General features: G+C 59.6%; 23 protein-coding genes, 5 tRNA genes and 1 pseudogene. 9 read left to right on the forward strand and 20 right to left on the reverse strand.

Features of this window, described 5'->3' with window-relative positions:
- Nucleotides 1-18 precede the first annotated feature (18 nt).
- Nucleotides 19-1164 (reverse strand): cyclopropane fatty acyl phospholipid synthase, encoded by a 1146-nt coding sequence (gene cfa / locus BW958_RS09390; protein WP_218641754.1) that lies wholly within the window; start codon nucleotides 1162-1164, stop codon nucleotides 19-21.
- A gap of 744 nt (nucleotides 1165-1908) precedes the next feature.
- Here cfa and BW958_RS20650 point away from each other — a divergent pair.
- From BW958_RS20650 to BW958_RS09410, 4 genes and pseudogenes are all read left to right on the forward strand, one after another.
- Nucleotides 1909-3486 (forward strand): annotated as a pseudogene (locus tag BW958_RS20650) (extracellular solute-binding protein).
- Nucleotides 3487-3559: 73 nt separating this feature from the next.
- Entirely contained in the window at nucleotides 3560-4309 is a 750-nt protein-coding gene (locus tag BW958_RS09400) for a DeoR/GlpR family DNA-binding transcription regulator (RefSeq protein ID WP_076575480.1), read from the forward strand.
- 25 nt (nucleotides 4310-4334) lie between these two features.
- The gene (locus tag BW958_RS09405) at nucleotides 4335-5333 is read left to right on the forward strand and encodes a Gfo/Idh/MocA family protein (RefSeq protein WP_076575481.1); all 999 of its coding nucleotides are present in this window, start codon (nucleotides 4335-4337) and stop codon (nucleotides 5331-5333) included.
- A complete protein-coding gene (locus tag BW958_RS09410; protein WP_076575482.1) occupies nucleotides 5330-6334 on the forward strand; it encodes a lactonase family protein in 1005 nt (334 codons plus the stop codon). Before BW958_RS09405 ends, BW958_RS09410 begins: the two co-directional genes overlap by 4 nt.
- An 84-nt stretch (nucleotides 6335-6418) precedes the next feature.
- Here the strand turns inward: BW958_RS09410 and BW958_RS09415 are convergent.
- The 7 genes from BW958_RS09415 to BW958_RS09445 all read right to left on the reverse strand — a co-directional run bounded on the left by BW958_RS09415 (nucleotide 6419) and on the right by BW958_RS09445 (nucleotide 8735).
- Nucleotides 6419-6495, reverse strand: a tRNA-Val gene (locus BW958_RS09415).
- Between the two features lie 50 nt (nucleotides 6496-6545).
- Nucleotides 6546-6622: transfer RNA gene (locus BW958_RS09420), tRNA-Val, on the reverse strand.
- A 28-nt stretch (nucleotides 6623-6650) separates the two neighbouring features.
- A tRNA-Val gene (locus tag BW958_RS09425) sits at nucleotides 6651-6727 on the reverse strand.
- 21 nt (nucleotides 6728-6748) lie between these two features.
- Nucleotides 6749-6825: transfer RNA gene (locus BW958_RS09430), tRNA-Val, on the reverse strand.
- A gap of 22 nt (nucleotides 6826-6847) precedes the next feature.
- Nucleotides 6848-6924: transfer RNA gene (locus BW958_RS09435), tRNA-Val, on the reverse strand.
- Nucleotides 6925-7032: 108 nt separating this feature from the next.
- Nucleotides 7033-8409, reverse strand: coding sequence for an MATE family efflux transporter (locus BW958_RS09440; protein ID WP_076575483.1), 1377 nt, complete (start codon nucleotides 8407-8409; stop codon nucleotides 7033-7035).
- 119 nt (nucleotides 8410-8528) lie between these two features.
- Nucleotides 8529-8735, reverse strand: coding sequence for a YaeP family protein (locus tag BW958_RS09445; RefSeq protein WP_076575484.1), 207 nt, complete (start codon nucleotides 8733-8735; stop codon nucleotides 8529-8531).
- A 144-nt stretch (nucleotides 8736-8879) separates the two neighbouring features.
- On the opposite strand from BW958_RS09445, the gene BW958_RS09450 reads away from it, so the two are divergent.
- A complete protein-coding gene (locus BW958_RS09450; RefSeq protein WP_076575485.1) occupies nucleotides 8880-9497 on the forward strand; it encodes a riboflavin synthase subunit alpha in 618 nt (205 codons plus the stop codon).
- Between the two features lie 39 nt (nucleotides 9498-9536).
- Here BW958_RS09450 and BW958_RS09455 read toward each other — a convergent pair whose 3' ends face one another.
- From BW958_RS09455 to BW958_RS09470, 4 genes are all read right to left on the reverse strand, one after another.
- Entirely contained in the window at nucleotides 9537-9740 is a 204-nt protein-coding gene (locus BW958_RS09455; RefSeq protein WP_076575486.1) for a CPXCG motif-containing cysteine-rich protein, read from the reverse strand.
- 92 nt (nucleotides 9741-9832) lie between these two features.
- Nucleotides 9833-10477 carry a hexitol phosphatase HxpB gene (hxpB, locus tag BW958_RS09460; RefSeq protein ID WP_076575487.1) on the reverse strand — a complete coding sequence of 215 codons (645 nt, stop codon included), beginning with the start codon at nucleotides 10475-10477 and terminating at the stop codon, nucleotides 9833-9835.
- Nucleotides 10478-10612: 135 nt separating this feature from the next.
- On the reverse strand, nucleotides 10613-11791 hold the full coding sequence (gene purT, locus BW958_RS09465; protein WP_076575488.1) for a formate-dependent phosphoribosylglycinamide formyltransferase: 1179 nt from the start codon (nucleotides 11789-11791) through the stop codon (nucleotides 10613-10615).
- 56 nt (nucleotides 11792-11847) lie between these two features.
- Nucleotides 11848-12729, reverse strand: coding sequence for a DMT family transporter (locus tag BW958_RS09470; protein ID WP_076575489.1), 882 nt, complete (start codon nucleotides 12727-12729; stop codon nucleotides 11848-11850).
- A 240-nt stretch (nucleotides 12730-12969) separates the two neighbouring features.
- Here BW958_RS09470 and BW958_RS09475 point away from each other — a divergent pair, with 240 nt between their 5' ends.
- Entirely contained in the window at nucleotides 12970-13569 is a 600-nt protein-coding gene (locus BW958_RS09475; protein WP_076575490.1) for an FMN-dependent NADH-azoreductase, read from the forward strand.
- 81 nt (nucleotides 13570-13650) lie between these two features.
- On the opposite strand, the gene BW958_RS09480 is transcribed toward BW958_RS09475, so the two are convergent.
- The 3 genes from BW958_RS09480 to BW958_RS09490 form a co-directional block, all read right to left on the reverse strand.
- Nucleotides 13651-13839 (reverse strand): DUF4250 domain-containing protein, encoded by a 189-nt coding sequence (locus tag BW958_RS09480; protein WP_076575491.1) that lies wholly within the window; start codon nucleotides 13837-13839, stop codon nucleotides 13651-13653.
- A 3-nt stretch (nucleotides 13840-13842) separates the two neighbouring features.
- On the reverse strand, nucleotides 13843-14304 hold the full coding sequence (locus tag BW958_RS09485) for a MarR family winged helix-turn-helix transcriptional regulator (RefSeq protein WP_076575492.1): 462 nt from the start codon (nucleotides 14302-14304) through the stop codon (nucleotides 13843-13845).
- Nucleotides 14305-14437: 133 nt separating this feature from the next.
- Entirely contained in the window at nucleotides 14438-15679 is a 1242-nt protein-coding gene (locus BW958_RS09490; protein WP_076575493.1) for a UPF0149 family protein, read from the reverse strand.
- 164 nt (nucleotides 15680-15843) lie between these two features.
- Between BW958_RS09490 and BW958_RS09495 the strand changes: the two genes are divergently transcribed.
- Together BW958_RS09495 and BW958_RS09500 are read left to right on the forward strand one after the other, a co-directional pair.
- The gene (locus BW958_RS09495; RefSeq protein ID WP_076575494.1) at nucleotides 15844-16722 is read left to right on the forward strand and encodes a CvfB family protein; all 879 of its coding nucleotides are present in this window, start codon (nucleotides 15844-15846) and stop codon (nucleotides 16720-16722) included.
- The gene (locus BW958_RS09500) at nucleotides 16722-17036 is read left to right on the forward strand and encodes a DUF1289 domain-containing protein (RefSeq protein ID WP_076575495.1); all 315 of its coding nucleotides are present in this window, start codon (nucleotides 16722-16724) and stop codon (nucleotides 17034-17036) included. The genes BW958_RS09495 and BW958_RS09500 overlap by 1 nt, the downstream gene beginning before the upstream one ends.
- 61 nt (nucleotides 17037-17097) lie before the next feature.
- On the opposite strand, the gene BW958_RS09505 is transcribed toward BW958_RS09500, so the two are convergent.
- From BW958_RS09505 to BW958_RS09520, 4 genes are all read right to left on the reverse strand, one after another.
- Nucleotides 17098-17421 carry an HI1450 family dsDNA-mimic protein gene (locus BW958_RS09505; protein ID WP_076575496.1) on the reverse strand — a complete coding sequence of 108 codons (324 nt, stop codon included), beginning with the start codon at nucleotides 17419-17421 and terminating at the stop codon, nucleotides 17098-17100.
- A gap of 105 nt (nucleotides 17422-17526) precedes the next feature.
- Entirely contained in the window at nucleotides 17527-18273 is a 747-nt protein-coding gene (gene mtgA / locus BW958_RS09510) for a monofunctional biosynthetic peptidoglycan transglycosylase (protein ID WP_076575497.1), read from the reverse strand.
- Nucleotides 18261-18575: an HI1450 family dsDNA-mimic protein gene (locus BW958_RS09515; protein WP_076575498.1), complete on the reverse strand. Its 315-nt coding sequence runs from the start codon at nucleotides 18573-18575 to the stop codon at nucleotides 18261-18263. Before BW958_RS09515 ends, mtgA begins: the two co-directional genes overlap by 13 nt.
- Before the next feature lie 181 nt (nucleotides 18576-18756).
- The gene (locus BW958_RS09520) at nucleotides 18757-18990 is read right to left on the reverse strand and encodes a hypothetical protein (protein ID WP_076575499.1); all 234 of its coding nucleotides are present in this window, start codon (nucleotides 18988-18990) and stop codon (nucleotides 18757-18759) included.
- Between the two features lie 183 nt (nucleotides 18991-19173).
- Here BW958_RS09520 and BW958_RS09525 point away from each other — a divergent pair, with 183 nt between their 5' ends.
- Nucleotides 19174-20025, forward strand: coding sequence for a DUF5718 family protein (locus BW958_RS09525; protein ID WP_076575500.1), 852 nt, complete (start codon nucleotides 19174-19176; stop codon nucleotides 20023-20025).
- Nucleotides 20026-20105: 80 nt separating this feature from the next.
- Here the strand turns inward: BW958_RS09525 and BW958_RS09530 are convergent, their stop codons facing one another.
- Nucleotides 20106-21434, reverse strand: coding sequence for a DEAD/DEAH box helicase (locus BW958_RS09530; protein ID WP_076575501.1), 1329 nt, complete (start codon nucleotides 21432-21434; stop codon nucleotides 20106-20108).
- Nucleotides 21435-21451: the final 17 nt, after the last annotated feature.

Genomic DNA, 21451 nt, shown 5'->3' on the forward strand with positions numbered 1-21451 from the left:
TTTTTCTCCCATCCACGATCAACGGGGAACCCGGATGCCACCCGCCACACCACGCGGGCTGAGCAACAGCTGCCATAACTGGATGTCGCGGGCGCGAAATGCGCCAGCGCAGCAGGCAAGGTAGTAGCTGAACATCCGATAGAAACGAGGCGGGTAGTGATCGTTAAGTCGTGGCCAGCTCTGTTGGAAGCGCGCCAGCCAAGCCATCAGGGTGCGGTCGTAATCGGCGCCGAAGTTGTGCCAGTCTTCCAGCACAAACTCGCCTTCGATAGCGCGAGTGATTTGGGCTGCCGAGGGGAGGCAACCATTGGGAAATATATAGCGGTTGATCCAGGGATCGACCTTGAGATCGGAGCGGTTTGAGCCGATGGAGTGCAGCAGGAACAAGCCATCACCGCGCAAGCAGCGTGCAACCATCGCAAAATAGTGCGGATAGTTCTTTGGCCCCACGTGCTCAAACATGCCGACCGAGACAATGGCATCAAAGGGCTCATTAAGGTCGCGGTAATCTTGTAGCCGGATCTCCACTGGCAGATCGCGACAGCGTGCTTGGGCCATCTGCTGCTGTTCGCGTGAGATGGTTATACCGACCACCGAAACGCCGTAGTGGCGGGCGGCATATTCGGCAAGGCCGCCCCAGCCGCAGCCGATATCGAGCAAACGCTGACCTGATCGCAGTTGTAGCTTTTCACAGATCAGTCGCAGCTTGTCCTGCTGCGCTTGCTCAAGCGTGGTGGCCTTGGCCCAATAGCCGCAGGAGTATTGCATGTGGCTATCGAGCATCAGGCTGAAGAGATCATTGCCAAGATCGTAGTGAACTTCACCCACTTGCCAGGCGCGGCGTCGGCTCTGGGGATTGAAGAGGCGCACGGCCAGCACAGAGAGCAGATCGCCGACGCGAGCTGGCAACTGGCGATCGAGTCCGGCACGTAACACTCGCTCAAAGAGTTGGTCGAGGCGTGCACAGTCCCACCAACCCTCCATATAACTTTCCCCCAAGCCAAGCGACCCTTGCTGCAACACACGTTTGCAAAACAGCGGGTTTCTCACCTGGATATCCATGCAATGGGCGCCATTAAGGCGAATACCCGCGGGCTCCAGCAAGTTATCGACCAACTGGAACCAGCGGTCACGATGCATTTCGAGGTAATTTTCAGCAGTCACACTCATCCTCCTGATGCGTTGTTACCCTCGACTCGTCGCGTGGGAGGAAAGACCAGAGAGGCGCGGCGAGCGATGCAGGGAGACGACGAAAAGCGGGTCATGGCGCGAACGGGATGACCCTGACCGTTTTGATAATGCGACCTGGATCACGCTCTGACCAATCCCCCATATGGTGAAGGCACTGACTGAATAATCAGAAAAAATTCATCAAGTCTGCCGTGTGCTGTCACCCGGCGTTGTCGGTCTAGCATGGTGTCTTTCGGCGCTGGCTATACTCCTCCAAGGATGGAGGAGAGTGCGATGAGACGAGTCTGGGGCGTACTACTGCTTGGAGGGTTGCTCGGCTGTGGGATAGCCGGTGCAGCTGACGTTGCGCGCCTGGTTAGCAGTTCGCGCGAGCCCTATATTGGCCCTCATTTACCCGATCAGGGCTATGTATTTGAGGTCGCAAAATCAGCCTTTGCCCGGGTGGGGTATGACGTGGACTTGCAGTTCTATCCGCTGGCCCGGGCCCGCCTTCTGGTGCAAAACAGCCGGGTTGATGCCATCGCGCCGGTTTATCTTAACGAGGCGGAAGGGGTGGTTTACTCAGATCCCTTTCCGGGTGATGTGATTGGCTTGCTGGCTCTGGCCGACGAGCACGCTGGCGATGCCAGTGGTGCCATGCCGGAGTGGGCCCGATTGTGGCGCGAGCTATCCGGCAGCCGGATTGGGGTGGTGCGTGGTGGTTACGTGTTGCCGGGGATGGCGGAGAGCGGAGATATTGTGGTCAGCCCGGCAAATCACGATCTGCAAAATCTCGACAAGCTCTACTATCAACGCCTTGAGTATGTGCAGATTGATCAATACACCGCAGCCGATTTGATGGCCGAGCAACGTCCCGAATACATTGGCAAGCTGGTGTTTCGCCATCCCTTGTTGGCGCGGCATTCGTTTCATCTGGCGTTTTCACTGCAAGGGGAGCGCACGGCCACCCTGCTACGGGCGTTTAACAAGGGGCTGGCGATGCTACAGGCCGATGGCACTCTGACCGAGATCCGTGCCCGTTTTGGTCTGTTACCGCGCCACACCGAGCAGGGCAGCAAGCACCATCTGGTTATCGCCAGCGTGAATAATCCCGAGATGCTGATGCTCAGAAGCCTCTCGGCGGAGTTTGAACGCCAGCATCCGGATATCGAGCTGGAGTGGCGGGTGTTTGATGAAAGCACGTTGCGCCGGCGCGTGCTGGCTGAACTGGCACTCGGCGAAGGGCGCTTCGATGTGGTGACCATTGGTAACTACGAAACGCCGATCTGGGCCTCACGCGGCTGGTTGCTCCCCTTTGATAGCCTGCCGGCCGACTATGAGCCGGGCGATCTCTTCCCCGCGATTGTGCAAAGCTTGTCGCTGGAAAAACACCTCTATGCACTGCCGTTTTATTCCGAAGGCATTGCGACTTACTACCGGCGTGATCTCTTCACCAACGCCGGGCTGGTGATGCCACCTAAACCGGATTTTGCCGATCTGCGCCGCCTGGCCGAGTAGTTGCACCATCCCGAGCAGCAGCAATATGGCATCTGCCTGCGTGGCCAGCCGGGGTGGGGCATCAACATGGCGCTGATCACCTCCTGGGTGCATGCCCACGGTGGTCGCTGGTTTGATGACAAGTGGCATCCCACCCTTAAAACGGCCCCCTGGCGCACGGTGCTGCGTACTTATATCGAGCTGTTGGGGCAGTTTGGTCCGCCCGAGCCGCAGACGCTGGGCTATGTGGAAAATCTCAAGCTGTTTGCCGACGGCCACTGCGCCATCTGGGTGGATGCCACGGTGGCCGCTGGCACCCTGTATGACAAGAGTGTCTCGCAGGTGAGCAGCCGTACCGGCATGGTTGCCGCCCCGCGAGCCACGCTTCCCTCCAGCTGGAACTGGTCATGGGCCATGGCCGTGCCCGCTTATACGCGGCACGGCGAGGCGGCGCAACGCTTTATCCGCTGGGCGACATCCCGTGCTTACGTACGTGAAGTGGTTAAGCAGCAAGGTTGGGCAGCCGTGCCGCCGGGTATTCGCCGCTCAGTCTATGCCGATCCTGCCTATCACGCCCAAGCGCCCTTTGCCGAGGTGGTTGAAGATGCGCTGGAGCAGGCTAACGTTGGGCGGCCCGTTGGATTGCCCTATTCCGGTGTTCAGTTTGTCGGGATCCCCGAATATGCCGCTTTCGGCAACGGGGTTGGCTATCTGGTCGCCGACGTGCTGATGGGACGGTTGACGGTGGATCAAGCGCTTGAGCTTGCACAGCAGCGGGTTGAAGGGCAGATGGTCAACAGCGGTCATCTTCGCCAATAAACAGGTTTTCGCATCTTGGTTGCATTAAAAAACATGATCACTTATAAACACGTAAGTGATTGTGAGGTAAATAATGACCCAGGAAGAGCGACTTGTAGAGCTTTCCGAGTGGATTGCCAAAGAGGGCAAGGTCACTCAGGAGCTGATCTGCCAGCGTTATGGCATCTCTTATGATTCGGCGCGCCGCGATCTGGTCAAGCTGGCCCAGCTGCCCGGCATCACGCGCATTCGCGGTGGGGCCATGCGCCAGCGCGAGCATCAACCGGGCATTCCCTACCGCGAGCGCAGCGTGGACGCCGTCAAGGCCCGCTTGGCTAAGCGGGCTGCGTCCATGATTCAGCCTTCCGATGTGGTGCTGCTCGATACCGGTACGACCCTGGAGGCTCTGGCCAAGGCCCTGATAGTTCCGGCCACGGTGGTGACCAACTCCGTCGATATTCTCTATGCCTTAAGTGGCCACAGCGATCTTCGCCGCATCATGCTCGGTGGCGAGTTTGATCCCTTCAATCGTGCTATCTACAGCCGTGAGGCATTGCAGCAGCTGGCAGGCTATCAGGCCGACAAGGCCTTTATCGGGGTGCCGGGTTTAAGTGCGCAGGGGCTCTCGTGCGAAAAAGAGCTCGAAGCGGGCGTCAAACTGGCGATGGCGCGACAAGCGGCCTATCGCATCTGTGTTTGTGAGCGGAGCAAGTTTAATCAGCGTTTTGTCTATCAGAGCTGTGGTTGGCAGGATATCGACTGCCTGATCACCGACGCCGCGCCGCCGGCCAATATTCTGGCGCTGTTAGAGCAGCATGACATTGATTTACAGGTGGTTGCCTAACCGTATGAACATGAAGGAGTACAAGATGAAAATGGCACTGGTGGGTGCAGGCAAGATTGTGCTGTCGGCACTCGATGCCCTGCGCCGTCTTGATGGAATAGATTTGGCTGCACTTTGCGTACGTGAACCCAGCCGCGCCAAGGGCGAGCAGTTGGCCACGCAATATGGCATCGAGCGGGTGTATACCGACTATGCCGCCTTGCTGGCTGACAGTGAGGTAGAGGTGGTCTATCTGGGGGTGCCCAATCACCTGCATTTTGACTATGCCAAGGCGGCGCTGCGTGCTGGCAAGCACGTGATTTGCGAAAAACCGCTTACTTCCAACCTGACCGAGGCACGGGCGTTGGCCGCGCTGGCACGCCAGCAGCGCTGCATGCTGTTTGAGGCGATCACCTCTATCCACACCCCGGTGTTTGCCTGGTTGAAGGCGCATCAGCCCAAGTTGGGCCAGCAGACACTGATGCTTAGTAACTACTCCCAATATTCAAGCCGTTTTGATGATTATCAGGCTGGCAAGGTGCATGCGGCGTTTGATCCGGCCAGCTCTGGCGGCGCGCTTTATGACATCAATCTCTATAACGTCTATCTGACCTGTGCATTGCTTGGCCGACCCGATAGCGTCAGCTACCAGTGCAACAAGGGGTTTAACGGCATCGATACCTCGGGTGTGCTGACTCTGGGTTATCCCGGGCAGGTGGCGGTGTGTTCAGGCGCCAAGGATTCCGCGAGTCCCGGCAAGACCACGCTGCAAGGCACCAAGGGGTGGCTTTGCATCGACGACACGCCCAATGTGTGTGGTAAAGCGCACGGCGTGCTGGCCGGACAGTCAGTGCAGTGCGATGTGCCGCCAGAGACCAACCACATGGTGTATGAGTTCGCCGCGTTTCGAGACTGTCTGGCCGAGCAAAACTGGTCACAGGCTGATGCCTGGCTGGATCTCGCACTGCTGGTGGCAGAGGTGCTTGAGCAAGGGCGCCGCGTCGCCGGGATTGTCTTTCCTGCAGATAACAACACGCACCCATGATGGCGATAACCGATGAGGTGTGGGTGACCTGCTACGGCGATGGGCAGGGTCAGGGGCGGGGAGTGGCCCGTGTGCAGGTGGGGCCAGAGAGCCTGACTTTGCTCCAGTGGTTGCCTTTGCAGGCCAAGCCGGGTGCCATGCTGGCGATCGAGGATGTGCGTTGGTTGGCGCTGCTGGATGAGGTGAGCGGGCAAGCGCTGATCGAGGTGTACACGCAGCGACATGGACAGTGGCAGTCCGTGGAGCGACACCCGGTGCCGGCCTTTTTCTCTGGTTTTGAGCCCGCCGGGGAAGCGGTGCTGGCCAGCTCGTTTCGCGATGGCGTGGATGCGTTGATCACAGTTGATAGTGGTGGGATGATCACTATCCGCGACCTGCACCAACATGCTTATCGGGCCAGAAGCCGCGATCCACGCCAGCAATCGCCCCATTCACACCATCTGGTGGCGACCACGGATGGTCGCCATGCACTGTCAGCCGATCTGGGGACTGATGAGATAGTGATCTACCGTCTCGGCGCCAAGAGACTTGAGCCTCTCGCAATGTTGTCGCTGCCTGACGTCTGCGGCCCACGCCTGTTTGCACAAAGCGGCGACGGGCGCTTTGTGTATCTGCTCTGTGAGATAAGCAATGCCGTGCAGGTCTATCGCCGGCAGGACGCCTCGCTTAGCTTGCTGCAAACCCTGCCGCTACGAGGCGCTGGTGAGGATGGTGAATGTAGCGCGGCGGCGTGCCGGTTAAGCTCTGATGAGCGCACCTTGCTCATTACCCTGCGCGGTGAGGATCGCTGCGTGATGCTGGCGCGCGATGCCCCAAGTGGCTTGCTGCAACATGCCTTTGATTTTTCCTGCGGCCGAACTCCGCGTGATGCCCGCTTTGTCGGGAGCCGAGTGCTGGTGGCGGCGCAAGGGGAACATGCCCTGCAACTGTGGCAGGTGGGTGATGGGCAGGCTCATTGCCTCTCTACGCTAGCGCTACCTGCGCCGGTCGGGGTGTATTGAGCGAGGGTAGGGTAGATAAAGACAGGGCAGTCGATAACAGCGTAAAAACAAAAATCCCGCTCGGTGAGCGGGATTCTCAGAATTTGGTGCGCCCTAGTGGACTCGAACCACCGACCCCCACCATGTCAAGGTGATGCTCTAACCAACTGAGCTAAGGGCGCAAGATCTGTTTGGTATTCGGTATTACCTGGCTCATCACCGCGTGCTGTCATGGTGCGTCCTAGTGGACTCGAACCACCGACCCCCACCATGTCAAGGTGGTGCTCTAACCAACTGAGCTAAGGACGCATAACCGACATCATGTGCAACGCAAAAATGGTGCGCCCTAGTGGACTCGAACCACCGACCCCCACCATGTCAAGGTGATGCTCTAACCAACTGAGCTAAGGGCGCATTCTTGTTTTGCCAACCGGATGGTGCGTCCTAGTGGACTCGAACCACCGACCCCCACCATGTCAAGGTGGTGCTCTAACCAACTGAGCTAAGGACGCATTTCCGATTGTTTGGCAGTGATGGTGGGTTTAATTGGACTCGAACCAACGACCCCTACCATGTCAAGGTAGTGCTCTAACCAACTGAGCTATAAACCCATCTGTCGTCACCGACGAGGCGGCATACTACCCATGCCCCCCAACCCTGTCAACCGGCACTGCCCAGTTCCTTGATCGTTTGCCGAGTTATTGCGCAGCCTGTTGATTTTACGGGCGCACCGCCTCGGTATACCCGTCAGGGAGCAGGTGTTGGCGTGAAACGCGAGTCAGGCGCAGACCCAGCATCAGGGCCGCCGAGGTCAATCCGACGATAAACCCGGTCCAGAATCCCTGTGGCCCCATGTGCGGCACGATAAGATCGGTCATCCCCAGCGTGACACCGGTCGGTAACCCGAGACCCCAGTAGGCCACCAGCGTGATATAGAAGATGGCTTTGGTGTCTTTGTAACCGCGCAGCGCTGCGGCAGCGACCACCTGCACCGAATCGGAGATCTGGTAGATCGCCGCGAGCAGTAGCAAGGCGGCCGCCAGCCTCAATACGGTGGGGTCGTCAGTGTAGATATCGGCGATGTGCGAGCGCAGCAGCACAGTGAATATCGCCGTCATGGCCGCAGCGCTCATGCCCAGCGCCAGACCGGTTTTGGCCGACAGTCGCGCATGCTGCGGCGCTCCTTCACCCAGGTTATGGCCAACCCGGATGGTCACCGCCACGCCAATGGAGAGGGGCAGCATAAACACCAGACTGGAGAAATTGAGCGCCACTTGATGGCTGGCGACAATTTCGGCACCAAATGGTGCCAACAAAATCGCCACCACGGTAAAGAGGGTCACTTCGCAGAAGATGGCCATGGCAATGGGAAAGCCGAGGCGGAAGATCCGCCAGATCCGGCTGCCATTGGGCAGGGCCAGCTGCGAGAAGAGCGCAAACGGCGCAAAGCGGCGCGAGCGGCGAAGGTACAAGACCATCACCACCAGCTCGGCCCATAGCACGATGGCAGAGGCCACGCCGCAGCCCACACCGCCGAGTTTGGGCATGCCAAATAGACCGTGAATAAAGATGGTGTTCGCCGGCACATTCACCGCCAGGCCGACAAAGCCGATCACCATGGTTGGAATGGTAAAAGAGAGCCCCTCGGTGAAGTTGCGCAGCACCTGAAACAGAGCAAAGGCGGGCAGCCCCCACATGATCGCATGCAGGAAACCGGCGGTCTTGGCGGCCAGCTCGGGCGCGACATCCATCAGGGCGAGCGCATGGGGGCTCACATAGAGCGCCAGCATACCCAGCGGAATAATCATCAGCGCCAGCCACAAGCCCTGATGCACGGCCGGGCGAATGTCACCGCGTTTTTGGGCGCCATTGAGCTGGGAGATGATGGGGGTCAGCGCCATGATGAGCCCCTGCACCAGCAAAATCACGGGCAGCCAAAAGCTGGTGGCTACCGAGACGGCCGCGAGATCCAGTGCACTGACCTGACCGGCCATCACGGTATCGACGAAGCTCATGGCCACCTGGGCAACCTGGGCCACTAAAATCGGGCCGGCCAGACGGATAAGATGACGAGCTTCGCTCCAATAGGGTTGCACGAATACCTCCATGGTATGGATAACAGGAAAAGAGCAGGTGGGGTTAAGCGGTGCCGGAATGGCAGATGAGGGTCCCAGTGTAGCTGGCTGGGACCCGAAAGCAAACTCAGTTGCCGTGCTTAGTCATCACGATGATCGCTCATCAGCAGGTTGGCTGCCGCGTAAGCGGCTTGCTGGCGCAGCTCATCCGGTACGCGATCATCGGCTGCCACGGCATTCAGTGCGCGCACAGACGCCGCGATAGAGTTTGGGATATAGCCAAGATCGCCTGAACCGATCTGGCTGTAAGCGGCGCGGACCGCTTCGCAACATTCATACACTGTCATCGCACTGCTCCTGTCAATTTAACCGGCAGGCACTATAACGGGTTCGACATGGCTTTGTCAGCGTGACTTGTGTTTTGCCTGCAACGACTTAGAGTGGACAGCATGTCGGGCGCCGGCGGCGCCCCCAGTGGAGAAAAGAGACCAATGTTTACCGGTATTGTTCAAGGGTTGGCCGAGATCGTGGCCATCGAGCGCAAAGCGGGTCTGCACACCCATGTGATTCGTATGCCGTCGCCCGAGTGGGGTGAGGGACTGACCCTGGGGGCGTCGGTGGCTCATAACGGCTGCTGCCTGACGGTCACCGAGATAAGTGGCGAGCGGGTCAGTTTTGATCTGATGCAGGAGACCTTGCGCCTGACTAACTTAGGCGTACTTAATGTGGGCGATAAGGTCAACGTGGAGCGGGCCGCCCGCATTGGTGACGAGATTGGCGGCCATCAGATGTCGGGTCATATCATGGCGACCGCGCAGGTCACCGAGGTGATTGATAGCGCCAACAACCGCCAGGTCTGGTTTGAGCTAGGTGATGATCTGATGCGCTACGTGCTGACCAAGGGCTATATCGGGATTGACGGGATCAGCCTGACCATCGGCGCCGTGGCGGGCACGCGGTTTTGCGTCAACCTTATTCCTGAAACGCTGGCGCGCACCAACCTCGGCTGGGTGCAACCGGGCTGGCGCGCCAACATTGAGATTGATCCGCAAACCCAAGCGATAGTCGACACGGTCGAGCGGGTGCTGGCGGCAAGATTACCTGCCTAAATGCCGCAATGAGAACGGGACCATCAGGCCCCGTCGTAGTTAGAAGATCTGCTCGTCGTCAGAATCCACATAGAGTTGCAACCGGTCGCGCTCCTCATCCCGATGCAGTCTTAAGTGGATGGGGTTACAGCAGGCCATGCAATCTTCGTAAAAGTCCTGATCCCCCTGGCTGGCATCAAGCTCCACCATGGTGTGGTGGCCGCAGTGGGGGCAGACGATACGCTTGCTGGTGTAGGTGATCATGGTCTCCTCCCGCCCGTCAGGGCACTGGTTGTGGCATACCCTGAATTGAGTCTAGCTGCACATAGCGGGAGAAAACCGGAGAGGGTGCACGTTTAGCGCAGATGATCTGCCGTGAGCTCAGCGAGTGAGCGCAGCTCCAGGTCGGCAATCGCCAGTCGCGGATCACCGTGCAGGATCGGATCGGGCACAATCAGCGCCTTCATGCGCGCCGCCTTGGCTGCCAGCAGGCCGTTAAAGCTGTCTTCAATGGCCAGACACTCATCGGGCTCAAGCCCCATCTTCTGGGCGGCGTGGATGTAGACATCCGGGTGCGGCTTGCCGTAACGCTCAACCTCTGCCGAGTGCAGTGCTTCGAAGTGGTGGCGAATGCCCAAGGTCGCCAGCACGTTGTGTACCATGGCCATGGGGGAGCTGGTTGCAAGGCCGATGCGCAGGCCCTGATCACGGATCAGTGACAGCGCGTGATCCAGCCCCTCTTTAGCAACCCCTTCGGCGCGGATCAGTGCATTGACCTCTTCGACAATCAGATTCACCACCTGTTCCGGCGCCGGTGCATTGATCAGGCCCGGATAGCGCTGCGCCACCAGCTGATCGATACGAAGCCCCATGGTCTCGTCGCAATCGGCCTGGCTCATCGGCCGGCCAAACGAGCCAAACACGGCCATCTGAGCGCGTGCCCAGAACGGTTCGGAATCAAGTAACACGCCATCCATGTCGAAAATGACAGCCTTGAGCATAGTGTCTCCTAATGCGGCGCCGTGTGGGCGCAGGAACGGAAAGTCGGAGGAAGAACGCACCATCGTTTGCCAAAAATGAAGGGGTTCGCCAAAAAAGAAGGGCGCATCATAGCGCCCTTTGTGGTGAAAACCCAATCAGGCCTTCACCTCGACCCGGTCGGCCACCTGCTTGGCCAGGTCCACCGCCTCGCGGGTGTCAGTGCCACGTGCCAGCGCCACGCCCAGACGGCGGCGGCCGTGGATCTCCGGTTTACCAAACAGGCGCAGCTGCGCGCCCGGCACCAAAGAGAGCGCTTCGGCAACACCGGCAAAGCCGATATCGTTGCTGTCGCCATCGCGCAGCACAACTGCTGAGGCGCTCGGGCCATATTGGGTGATCTGGCCGACCGGCAGACCCAGAATGGCGCGTACGTGCAGGGCAAATTCCGACAAGTCCTGCGAAATAAGCGTGACCATGCCGGTGTCGTGCGGACGCGGGGAGACTTCGCTAAACCACACCTCGTCGCCTTTGACAAACAGCTCGACGCCAAACAGACCGTGACCGCCGAGGGCTGCCACCACCTTGCCGGCTACATCCCGTGAGCGGGCCAGCGCCAGTTCACTCATCACCTGTGGTTGCCAGGATTCGCGATAATCACCCTCTTCTTGGCGATGGCCGATGGGGGCGCAAAAATGGATGCCATCCACGGCGCTGACGGTCAGCAAGGTGATCTCGTACTCAAAATCGATAAACCCCTCGACGATCACCTTGCCGCGACCGGCGCGGCCGCCCTCTTGGGCATATTGCCAGGCGTGGGCCAGATCGGCGCTGCTGCGAACCACGCTCTGCCCCTTGCCTGAGGAGCTCATCACCGGCTTGACCACGCAGGGCATACCGACCGCATGCACCGCCTCCTGAAACTCCGCTTCGCTGGCGGCAAAACGATACGGGGAGGTGGGCAGCGCCAGATCTTCGGCAGCCAGACGACGGATCCCTTCCCGGTTCATGGTGAGCTGGGTAGCACGGGCGGTCGGCACCACGCGATGACCCTCTTGCTCGAGCTCGCGCAGCATGTCGGTGGCGATCGCTTCAATTTCGGGAATGATCAGGTGGGGGCGGTATGACTCGACCAGTGAGCGCAAGGCGGCGCCATCGAGCATATCCAGCACTGTGCTGTGGTGGGCCACCTGCATGGCCGGTGCGGCGGCGTAGCGATCGGCTGCCATCACTTCAACGCCGAGGCGTTGCAGTTCGATAGCGACCTCTTTGCCCAGTTCGCCCGAACCCAGCAGCAGGGCGCGAGTGGCAGAGGGGCGGGTTGCAGTTCCCAGCATGGTCATACTCCTTTTTACGCGGTCATGACAAAAAAGAAGGCACGCGCTAGCGTGCCTCAGGACGGTGATCGGGGCCGGCGCTGCTCCAGACGCGTGAGCAGCGTGACCGCCAGCATGATGATGGCGGCACCCAGCCACAGGCGACCGGGCGGCGCCCAGCCAAATACCAGCCAGCCGGCCGCGACATTGAGCGGCAGCTTGGCAAAATCAAAAGGTTGCACAAATGACGCCTCAGCCACGCTGTAGGCTCGGGCAATCGCCATCTGCGCGGCGGCGCCAAGTGCCCCGGCCAGCGCCACCATCCACCACTGCGGCAAGGTGGGCCACTGCCAGTCGGGCAGGGCCAGCATGGCGTTAAACGGGGTCGAGAGCAGCAGCAGATACACCACGATGGTGTGCGGTGATTCGCTGGCCGACTGATAGCGCACCATCAAGGAATACCCAGCCCAAAACAGCGCGGCCACGATGGGAAGCAGCGCCGCCAGGGTAAAATCATCATTCCAGGGCGCCAGGATGATCATGGCCCCGGCAAAACCGGCGAGGGTTGCCAGCAGGCGGGCGCGACTGACCTGCTCTTTGAGCAGCAGCGCCGAGCCCAGAGTGGCAAACAGGGGTGAGGTCATCAGCAGCGCGATGCCGAGCCAGATCGGGACGGGCACGGCCAGTGCCCAGAGCCAGAATTGAATACCGATCACCGCCAGCGCCACCCGGAACAGGTGCTGGAAAGGGTGGCGGGTGCGCAAGGAGCGGGCCATTCCATGGCGCAGCAGCCAGGGCAGCAGGCAGAGCAGGGCAATCAGGTATTGGTGAAAGGCCACCTGGGTAGAAGGCAATCCCAGAGCGGCGCTGGCGTATTGGCTCAGACTGTTGACGGCGGCAAAACAGAGGCCGGCCACCACCATCCAGACTGCACCAGCCAGGGGAGCGTGCCTGTGCATGGTTTCGTGATGGCTCTTGCCCCGACGGGGCGGTCAAAAAAGTGCGGCGAATAATAGCCGCAATCGTTTTCTATTCCAAGCCCCACCCAGGAAAAACCTGATGTTCTGGTGGTTTCCAAGGTGCTTTTTGTTCAAATTTATTGAATGAATTAAGCCAACTTTTTCGCTGTGATGGACTAGAGTCAATGGGTAAAGTGAGCTTCATCAAGTTCTTACCGACCGCTGACAAAGGAAAACAGCATGAGCAAGGTACTCGTTCTCAAGTCCAGCATTCTGGGCAGCTACTCTCAGTCTAACGCCCTGATCGACGTGTTCCTGGCCGGCCGCCAGAGCAAAGGCGCAGAGGACAGCGTCACCGTGCGTGATCTGGCTACCCTCAATCTGCCGGTGCTGGATGGTGAACTGGCTGGCGCCCTGCGTGGCGGTGACAATCTGAGCGATCGCGCCAAGCAAGTGGTGGCCCTCTCTGACGAGCTGGTTGCCGAGCTCAAGGCCGCCGATCTGGTGGTGATTGCCGCGCCTATGTACAACTTCAATATCCCGACCCAGCTGAAAAACTGGATTGACCTGGTTGCCCGTGCCGGCGTGACCTTCAAGTACACCGAAACTGGCCCGGTTGGCCTGATTGAAGGCGTGCGTGCCGTCGTGATCACTCCGCGCGGTGGTCTGCATGTCGGCCAAGCCAGCGATCTGGTGACCCCGTACATGAAGCTGTTCCTCGGCTTTATCGGTATCACTGCCGTTGACTTCGTTTATGCCGAAGGCATGGGCATGGGCCCGGATGCACAAGCCAAGGGTCTGGCAGAAGCACGCAGCCAACTTGATGCCCTGCAGGCCTAAGCGCCAGCGCTTAACGTCGCAGCGTCATGCTTACATGAAAGAGCCGGCAGATTGCCGGCTCTTTGCTTTTTATCGAATCAGTTAACGAAACTGGCGCTGCTCACTGTGGTAGTGAAAGCCGCCCTCGGCCAGACGCGCTTCGAGGGCGGCCCGGTCGATGTCGTAGGCACGGACCAGATCGTCGAGATCGTCATAGTTGTCACGCAGTTGCATGTTGACCATGCTCAGCAGCATGTTGACATCCATGGTGGCAAAACGCTCGAGTCCCATTGGTTAATCCTTGTCCAGAATGTGCAGCTTGCCGATCGCCTCGTCGAGGCTCTTGAGCTGCTCATTGATCTGGATGCGGGAATCGTTGGGCAGGTGTTGGCTCAGGGTGGTTTCCCAGCTGGCGATATCGACCTTGAGCTTTTCAAACAGGGCTTGGCCCACTTCGGAAAGAGAAACCAGATTGATACGCTTGTCCTGCGCGTGGCTTTGCGTGGTGACCATGCCCTTTTCACCGAGACGATGGATTTCGCGCGAAATGCGAACCTTGTCCATGCCGCTGGCTTCGACCAGATCTTTCTGGCTGATGGGATAGTGGGGGCCCAACACCATCATGAGGCGCCACTGGGGAACCGTCAGCTGATAGCGCTGCTGATAAAACTGCTCGAACGTTTCCCGCACCATTTCAGCGGCGTGAACCAGCTGGTAGGGGGGATAGTACTGGAGCAGGCCGATGGGTTTATGCATAACGTCTCCTGCAGGCAAACCGCCCCGCAGGGCGGTTTCTCATGATACGGGGGGCATAATACGCCAATTGATCCGGCGGCTCCATGTTCCTTATCACGAATATTGTCGTTAACTCAGGCTATTAGCGATTTTATCAGCGAGAGTGTTCGTTGCTGCGTAGCCACATCAGGGCCGATTGCTGCAACCAGGCCTGACGGGTGGCCAGTGCATAACTGTCGGCCTCCTGGCGGCTGGCCGGCAGATACCCTTCCGGCTCCTGTTTGGGTAGCTTGCGCTGACCAAGCAGGGCGCTGCGCACATGGGGATTGGCCGCTAATGCTGCTGGCAGCAGCGCTGATGCCGCCTGCTCACCGTCACGCACAAAGGCCAGCAGTACCCGGTTAAACAAAAGCCAGCTAGAAGCTTCGGCAAAGCGCGTAAGCAGCGCAGCGAGATCATCCCATGCCGCAGTCAGCGCATAGAGACTTGAGAGCGGATAGCGGCAACCCATGGGGTCGTCCAGACACAGGCTTAACAGTGCCTCGTATTCACATCTTGCCGCTGCATATTGCCCGAGTTGGCGCAGGCAATCGGCGCGCGCCGCACGGGCCGCCAGCAGTGGGCGCAGGGCTGGCTCACCCCAGGCATACCCTTGATGCTGCTGCCAAAGCGGCTCATCAAACAGGGGCTCGGCGTCGGCGATAATGCGCTCAAACCAGGGCAGTTGCGCGGCGGGTTGTCGGCTCAGACGGGCTTTTTCAAACCACTGCTGCCAGAGCGTGAGGTGCGCCTCATCAATCTGTATGGATGCAGGCTCATCAGACGCGCTTTGCATGTCCGCACTGTCCATCACCTCCTCAAGCACCAGCAAGGTGTTGAGCGCGCTTTTCATGCCATGGCGACTGCGCCGCAAAAATTCAGCGAATGGCTGCGGCTCGGGCAACGCCTGATGCAGCATGCGAGCCATCTCGCTGTCACGAAACAGACAGAGCTCGGCGGCCAAGCTAAAGCGCTGCATGGTGAGCGGGTCGTTGAGATTGCGCGCCGGCGGCCAGTTGGCAAATCCGCAAGCAAATCCCTGACTCCATTGACTGAGGGGCTGATCAGCGGCAAACGCCAACTCAGGCGTTTCGGCCGGCAGACGGCACTGGCTGGGCAAGCTAAGCGTGCCGGTGTCAGCCTGCTCGGTAAGCTCTGCAATCAGGCTTTGCAGCGCAGCATCGGTGCGCTCGTCTAACTCCCCTTGCCAGAGGCCGGCCAGGGGCAGGTGCCAGTTGGGCGCCTCGGGGCTGGTTAAACGGGCGCACAGGAAACCATGCAGGGCAGGGTAGCCCAGTGTGGGCAGGTGCACGGCCAGCCAGCTATTGAGCTGGCGGGTGCGAACGGATGGTGTCATAGACAGATCCTCTTGGAAGGCAAACTGGCGCGAAGTCTACTCAAAAGTAGGTGTATTACCAGAGCAGCGCCATCCAAGTGCACGAAATCTGTGCACGAGACCGATGCCGCCACGCCGCGTTTGCGCTATGATGCGCGCCTATTTGTGTGGTCGGAACGAGACAGATGATTGAGATTGGCAAAATGAACCTATTGACCGTGGTCGAGCTGGAGCCACGGGGTGCCTGGCTGGCGGCCGGAGAGGAGTATGGCGAGCTGCTGTTGCCGCGTCGTCAGCTGCCTGCCGATGTCGCTGTCGGCAGTCAGGTATCGGTCTTTCTCTATCTGGATGCCGACTGCGAGCCGTTTATCACTACCGATACACCGCGTGCCATGGTCGGTGAGTTTGCCGGCCTTAAAGTGGTCACTGCCAACAAGATCGGTGCGTTTCTCGATTGGGGCATGAAAAAAGATCTGTTTGTGCCCGAGCGCGAGCAGGCCAAGCCGATGCAGGTCGGGCGTACCTATCTGGTTCGCCTCGGTCTGGATCACGAAGGGCGCATGGTTGGCACCAGCAAGATTGACCGTTATTTAGATGGTGGCCGCCCCCCGTTCAACGCCGGTGACGAAGTCACGGTGCAACCGGGTGATCACACGCCGCTCGGCGTCAAGGTGGTGGTCAACGGCCGCTTTGGCGGCATGCTGTTCAAAAACGAGATCTTTGGCCGTCTGCAGACCGGCAAAGCGCTGCGTGCCTGGGTCAAGCAGGTGCGTGAGGATGGCAAGATTGACGTGACCCTGCACCAGCCGGGCATGGGCAAGGCAGATGATGCCAGCAGCAAGATCCTGGCTCGCCTCGCCCGTCAGGATGGCTGGTTAGCGGTGGGTGACAAGAGCGATCCTGAGCTTATTTATCAACTGTTTGGCATCAGCAAAGGCACCTTCAAAAAGGCGATCGGTGGGCTCTATAAACAGGGGCGTATCGCCATCGAGGATGCCGGTATTCGTCTGGTTGCTGCGCCAGTGGCCGACGAGTCAGGCAACAGTGAGGAGCAGGAGGGCTGATGCCATCTCCTTGCATCGGCGCCTGCCGCGCAGTGGGCGGGATCTGCCTTGGCTGTGGGCGTACCCTGACCGAGATTGCCAACTGGGGCAGCCGAGATCCCGTGCGCCAGCAGGTCATTATGGATGAAATAAGTGGCGCCAGCAGCAATGGCCATTGCGCACGTTGTGGCGCGCCCTTGACCTGCACCGTCAGTGCTGGCGGCACCATTGAGCAGTGCTGGTGTAGCCAGACCAGGCCACTGCCGTTTGATCCCGCCGCTAGCGGTTGCCTGTGCCGCCGCTGTCACGGCGACGATCAGGTGGCAAGCGCTTGACCGGTTGATAGCAGAAACGACAAGGCCCGCAGCAGCGGGCCTTGGTCTATGTGCAGAATGGTTACTGGCTCTCGGCACGATACCAGCGCACATGGGCGGTATGTTGATCGCTGGCGAGCGGAACGAGGTATTTGGCATAGATGGTCTCGAACTCTTCCTGATGATCGAGCAGACCAATCCACACTTCAGCCCAAGCGGTGAGATCCACCGGTTCACCGAGCTCTTGACCCCAGTCGGCAGAAGGAATGGTCGATTCGACCGCGCCGCGCAGCTCAAACTCCAGGGTAATGTCCACCACCTGCTCGGGGGCCAGATGATCGGCGGCCTCTTCCAAAAAAAGTTCGTAGGCCCACTCGATCACATCATCCGGCGTTCTTTGTTTCATAATGCTACTCCACTGCAAGTGGCCACACTCTAGCAACAAAGGCAACCATCGACCACCCCGCAACCGGGAAAGCTCCGGCTGGATCACTTTCTACTTCGCCTGGCATTAGGGGGCGGCGTGCACCCGATCCAGCGTGATCTGCCCTAGCTGGTTCATCTGGCGGCGGATCCAGGCCGAACGCTTGGCCACGTAAGGCGAGGGTGGATTGACCTTATAGCGCCAGGGATTGGGCAGGGCTGCCGCCAGCAGCGAGGCTTCATAACTGCCAAGCTTGGCCGCTGGCTTGTGAAAGTAGTGCTGAGCGGCGGCTTCGGCGCCATAGATACCGGGGCCGAACTCGACAATGTTGAGGTACACCTCGAGGATGCGCGATTTGTCCCAACCCAGCTCCATCAGCAGGGTAAACCAGGCTTCCAGCCCTTTACGCAGAAAGCTGCGCTCGCTCCACATGAACAGGTTCTTGGCCGCCTGCTGGCTTAAGGTACTGCCACCGCGCACCGTGCGTCCTTTCTCGTTGTGCTTGAGGGCCGCTTCAATGGCTTTCATATCAAAGCCGTTATGCTCGGCAAAGTGCTGATCTTCGGCGGCAATCACCGCCAGTTGCAGGTGAGGGGAGATCTCCTCAAGAGAGACCCACTGGTGCTCAACCTGCGCGATGGGGGCCGGTGGAAACAGGGCGCGCTGGATGCGCCAGCTCCACATGGGCGGGTCGATAAAACGTAGCAAGGCCACTGATACCAATGATACCAACACAGCCCAAAGCAGGCCGGTGGCAAGGTAGCGTGGCCACTGCTGCCAGTTGAACTGGCGACGAGGCAGCGTCAGGGGAACGATGTCGTTCACGGCAGCCATTCAATGTGGCAGAACTTCTCCTCTGCCGAGCGCGAGACCAGCAGGCGGGCAAACAGGTGGGTAAATTCCTGCTCGTCATTGATAAGGCCAATCCAGACCTCACCATACTCCTCGTCGGTGACGGTAAAGCCCACATCGGCGTCCCAATCGTCGCCCAGCTCCACCTCGGCCATCAGACCATGTTGGTTGTATTCGTTGTTAAAGCGGGTGATCTCCTGCTCCGGCAGGTTGTCGGAGGCCAGCTCCATAAAGAGTTCAATGGCAGTACCCAGCAGGGAGATATCGTCAGTGGTGTCGGTCATGGCAAACAGTGTCTCGCTAAAAAAGTCACAGGCGGGCCCAAGGCGGGCGAACCGCAGAGAATGGCCTGCATTCTAGCGGCAGTGGACGAGCTTGGCGAGAGGCAGGAGACGGCGCACTGATGACAAACACAGTGCCGTGATAAAGAGAAGACCGGCCTTTACTGCGGCCGGTGACAAGGCATCAGGCGGCCATCAACAGGGCATAGGGGCTGCGGATCAGCGGCTGGCTGGGGGCAGCTAGCGGCAGACGATAGAACGCCTGCAGCGCAGCCGTCGGATCGGTGGCCTCAAGGGGCGAGCCCAGCGCCACAAAACCGGCTGCAAGCAGTTGCCGTCCGGCATGGGCATAATCGGCGCAGCCGGTATCGAGGAACGTCACGCTGTTGCCTTGAACAAAAAATTGGTAGCGGGTCATGGTCATCACTCCCTGTAACGTGGGTGGGGGCAACACCCAGCATCGTGCATGGCCATGACAGGCTGATGACAGGAGTATGCGGCGGAGCACAGTTTGCTTGCTGCTATCTGGGCGGCGTTGGTGCGGTGTGATTTAATCGGCACCTTCACCCGGTGTGGGCCGGGGATGGCACGGGAGTTAAAGATGCAAGCAAGCAAGTGGCAGGATGTGATGGGATTGGGCGTGGCGGGCAACTTTGCCGGTCACCTTGAGCAGGCAGGGGAAGCCTCCGATTTTGTTGCAGTCAAGGTTCGGGAGGCGCACGCCCCCAAGGCGCTGTTTCCTTTCTACGTTCCGGGCCACAGCGGGCAGCTCGGGGAATACCCGGTCAGCAGCGATACACTCTGGTTGCCTGAAGCGGCGGTGAGCGGCGATGAAAAGGTGCAAATCGAGCCGGAAGTGGCGCTATTGTGCGAGCTGACTTATGCTGGTGACGAGGTCGTGGCCGTGCATCCGGTGGCTTTTGGCGCTTACAACGATTGCTCGATTCGTCGCCCGCATGCCCGCAAGATCAGCGAGAAAAAGAATTGGGGTGAGTGCAGCAAGGGGCTCAGTGAACCGCTGCTGCCCATCGACGGATTGCAACCCGGCGGCCCGCTCGATGGCTATCGTATCTGCTGCTACCTCGAGCGCGATGGGGCGCTGATGGCTTACGGCGTGGACAGCGCCGTGGTCGATTACAGCTATTTTCATGACACCTTGCTCACCTGGGTGCGTGACAAGCTCAATCACCAGCAAGATGAAGGTCCGGCCGAGCACATCAATGGTCTGCTCAAGGCGGCCGGCCACCCGGCGCGGCTGATTGTCAGTATCGGCGCCACCCGCTACACCGAGTTTGGTGAAACGCATTTCCTGATGCCCGGTGATGTGAGTTGCGTGGTGCTCTATCCGGCCGCTCGCTATGACGAGGCGGCGGTGCGTGATGCCATTACCCGCCGTCAGTTTGCTCCGGACATGTGTGCCTTGGTGCAGTCGGTGAAAGTACGTCCAGCCTGAATGGGCACTGCACTGATGTAACCCGTCGATGTAAAAAACCGCCCTTCTATAATCGGGCGGTTTTTTTTAATCAGGCGCGATTACTCATCGTCGTCATCTTGCAGCAGGGCTCGTGGCTGGCGGCGCACTGGCAGCATGCCGACTTCCTGGCCTTCGGCTTTTTTCTTCTTTGGCGGGTTTTGCGCCGGTTTTCCGCCCGCAGGCGCCGCCGCCTTTTTCTTTTTCGGCGGGTTTTGTACCGGCTTGCTGCCCGGCAGGGTCTGGCGGGTGGGTCGGCCGCTCGGGGCAAAGCCTTCGACCACCTCGGTTGGCAGCGATTCACCGATAAAGGTTTCGAGTGCCTTGAGCTGCGCGGCCTCTTCACGGCAGACCAGTGACACTGCCTGACCACCTCGACCGGCGCGGCCGGTACGACCTACCCGGTGGATGTAATCTTCGGGCGATTGCGGCAGCTCGAAGTTGACCACATGCTCGAGTTGATCGATATCAAGGCCACGGGCCGCCACGTCGGTGGCGACCAGCACCCGCAGCTCGCCCTTACGAAACTGCTCGAGTGCCTGGTTGCGCACGCCCTGGCTCTTTTCACCGTGGATCGCCTGGGTATCGAGGCCATCTTGCGCCAGCTGGCGTGCCAGCCGGTCGGCAATATGACGGGTGCGGGCGAAAATCAGTGCTTGTTGCCACTGCTCGCGCTGGATCAGGGCACTGAGCAGCTCGCGCTTGCGCTCGCGGTCAACCTGGATGATGCGCTGGCGCACCTTCTCTGCGGTGGTATTGGCCGGATCGACTTCAATCAGCTCGGGGTTAATCAGCAGCTCACCGGCCAGCGTTTTGATCTCGTCGTTGAAGGTGGCCGAGAAGAGCAGGGTTTGCCGCTCGCTCGGCAGGGTATTCATAATGCGGCGAATATCGCGAATAAAGCCCATGTCGAGCATGCGATCGGCTTCATCAAGCACCAGCACCTCAAGCTTTTGCAGGGTCAAGGCTTGCTGGGTCAGCAGATCGAGCAGACGGCCCGGGGTCGCAATCAGGACATCAATGCCTTTTTTCAGAGCCTCGATATCGGGCTTGATGATCACGCCGCCGTAGACGGTGAGCACCCGCAGTGGCAGATGCTTGGCATAGCTGTCCACATGTGCGCCCACCTGAGCGGCCAGCTCACGGGTCGGGGTCAGGATCAGGGCACGCACCTGACGCTGGCCACGGCCGTGGTTGGTGAGCAGGTTGTGCAGCATGGGCAGGGCAAAGCCGGCGGTTTTACCCGTCCCGGTCTGAGCGCCCCCGAGCACATCCCGTTTGGCCAAAATGGCGGGAATTGCTGCCTGCTGGATCGGCGTCGGCGTGGTGTAACCCAACTCGTCGATAGCGCGCAGCAGATGGGGGGAAAGACCGAGATCGTGAAAGGTCATGCAAGCTCCAAAGTTGT

The sequence above is a fragment of the Aeromonas sp. RU39B genome (genome assembly GCF_900156095.1).
GTDB lineage: Bacteria > Pseudomonadota > Gammaproteobacteria > Enterobacterales > Aeromonadaceae > Aeromonas.

What these genes read in the sequence shown, in the direction of transcription:
- BW958_RS09400 (WP_076575480.1), top strand. Translation starts at nt 3,560, where the DNA reads ATGACCCAGGAAGAGCGACTTGTAGAGCTTTCCGAGTGGATTGCCAAA.
- BW958_RS09405 (WP_076575481.1), top strand. Translation starts at nt 4,335, where the DNA reads ATGAAAATGGCACTGGTGGGTGCAGGCAAGATTGTGCTGTCGGCACTC.
- BW958_RS09410 (WP_076575482.1), top strand. Translation starts at nt 5,330, where the DNA reads ATGATGGCGATAACCGATGAGGTGTGGGTGACCTGCTACGGCGATGGG.
- BW958_RS09445 (WP_076575484.1), bottom strand. Translation starts at nt 8,735, where the DNA reads ATGACAGTGTATGAATGTTGCGAAGCGGTCCGCGCCGCTTACAGCCAG.
- BW958_RS09450 (WP_076575485.1), top strand. Translation starts at nt 8,880, where the DNA reads ATGTTTACCGGTATTGTTCAAGGGTTGGCCGAGATCGTGGCCATCGAG.
- BW958_RS09455 (WP_076575486.1), bottom strand. Translation starts at nt 9,740, where the DNA reads ATGATCACCTACACCAGCAAGCGTATCGTCTGCCCCCACTGCGGCCAC.
- hxpB (WP_076575487.1), bottom strand. Translation starts at nt 10,477, where the DNA reads ATGCTCAAGGCTGTCATTTTCGACATGGATGGCGTGTTACTTGATTCC.
- purT (WP_076575488.1), bottom strand. Translation starts at nt 11,791, where the DNA reads ATGCTGGGAACTGCAACCCGCCCCTCTGCCACTCGCGCCCTGCTGCTG.
- BW958_RS09470 (WP_076575489.1), bottom strand. Translation starts at nt 12,729, where the DNA reads ATGCACAGGCACGCTCCCCTGGCTGGTGCAGTCTGGATGGTGGTGGCC.
- BW958_RS09475 (WP_076575490.1), top strand. Translation starts at nt 12,970, where the DNA reads ATGAGCAAGGTACTCGTTCTCAAGTCCAGCATTCTGGGCAGCTACTCT.
- BW958_RS09480 (WP_076575491.1), bottom strand. Translation starts at nt 13,839, where the DNA reads ATGGGACTCGAGCGTTTTGCCACCATGGATGTCAACATGCTGCTGAGC.
- BW958_RS09485 (WP_076575492.1), bottom strand. Translation starts at nt 14,304, where the DNA reads ATGCATAAACCCATCGGCCTGCTCCAGTACTATCCCCCCTACCAGCTG.
- BW958_RS09490 (WP_076575493.1), bottom strand. Translation starts at nt 15,679, where the DNA reads ATGACACCATCCGTTCGCACCCGCCAGCTCAATAGCTGGCTGGCCGTG.
- BW958_RS09495 (WP_076575494.1), top strand. Translation starts at nt 15,844, where the DNA reads ATGATTGAGATTGGCAAAATGAACCTATTGACCGTGGTCGAGCTGGAG.
- BW958_RS09500 (WP_076575495.1), top strand. Translation starts at nt 16,722, where the DNA reads ATGCCATCTCCTTGCATCGGCGCCTGCCGCGCAGTGGGCGGGATCTGC.
- BW958_RS09505 (WP_076575496.1), bottom strand. Translation starts at nt 17,421, where the DNA reads ATGAAACAAAGAACGCCGGATGATGTGATCGAGTGGGCCTACGAACTT.
- mtgA (WP_076575497.1), bottom strand. Translation starts at nt 18,273, where the DNA reads ATGGCTGCCGTGAACGACATCGTTCCCCTGACGCTGCCTCGTCGCCAG.
- BW958_RS09515 (WP_076575498.1), bottom strand. Translation starts at nt 18,575, where the DNA reads ATGACCGACACCACTGACGATATCTCCCTGCTGGGTACTGCCATTGAA.
- BW958_RS09520 (WP_076575499.1), bottom strand. Translation starts at nt 18,990, where the DNA reads ATGACCCGCTACCAATTTTTTGTTCAAGGCAACAGCGTGACGTTCCTC.
- BW958_RS09525 (WP_076575500.1), top strand. Translation starts at nt 19,174, where the DNA reads ATGCAAGCAAGCAAGTGGCAGGATGTGATGGGATTGGGCGTGGCGGGC.
- BW958_RS09530 (WP_076575501.1), bottom strand. Translation starts at nt 21,434, where the DNA reads ATGACCTTTCACGATCTCGGTCTTTCCCCCCATCTGCTGCGCGCTATC.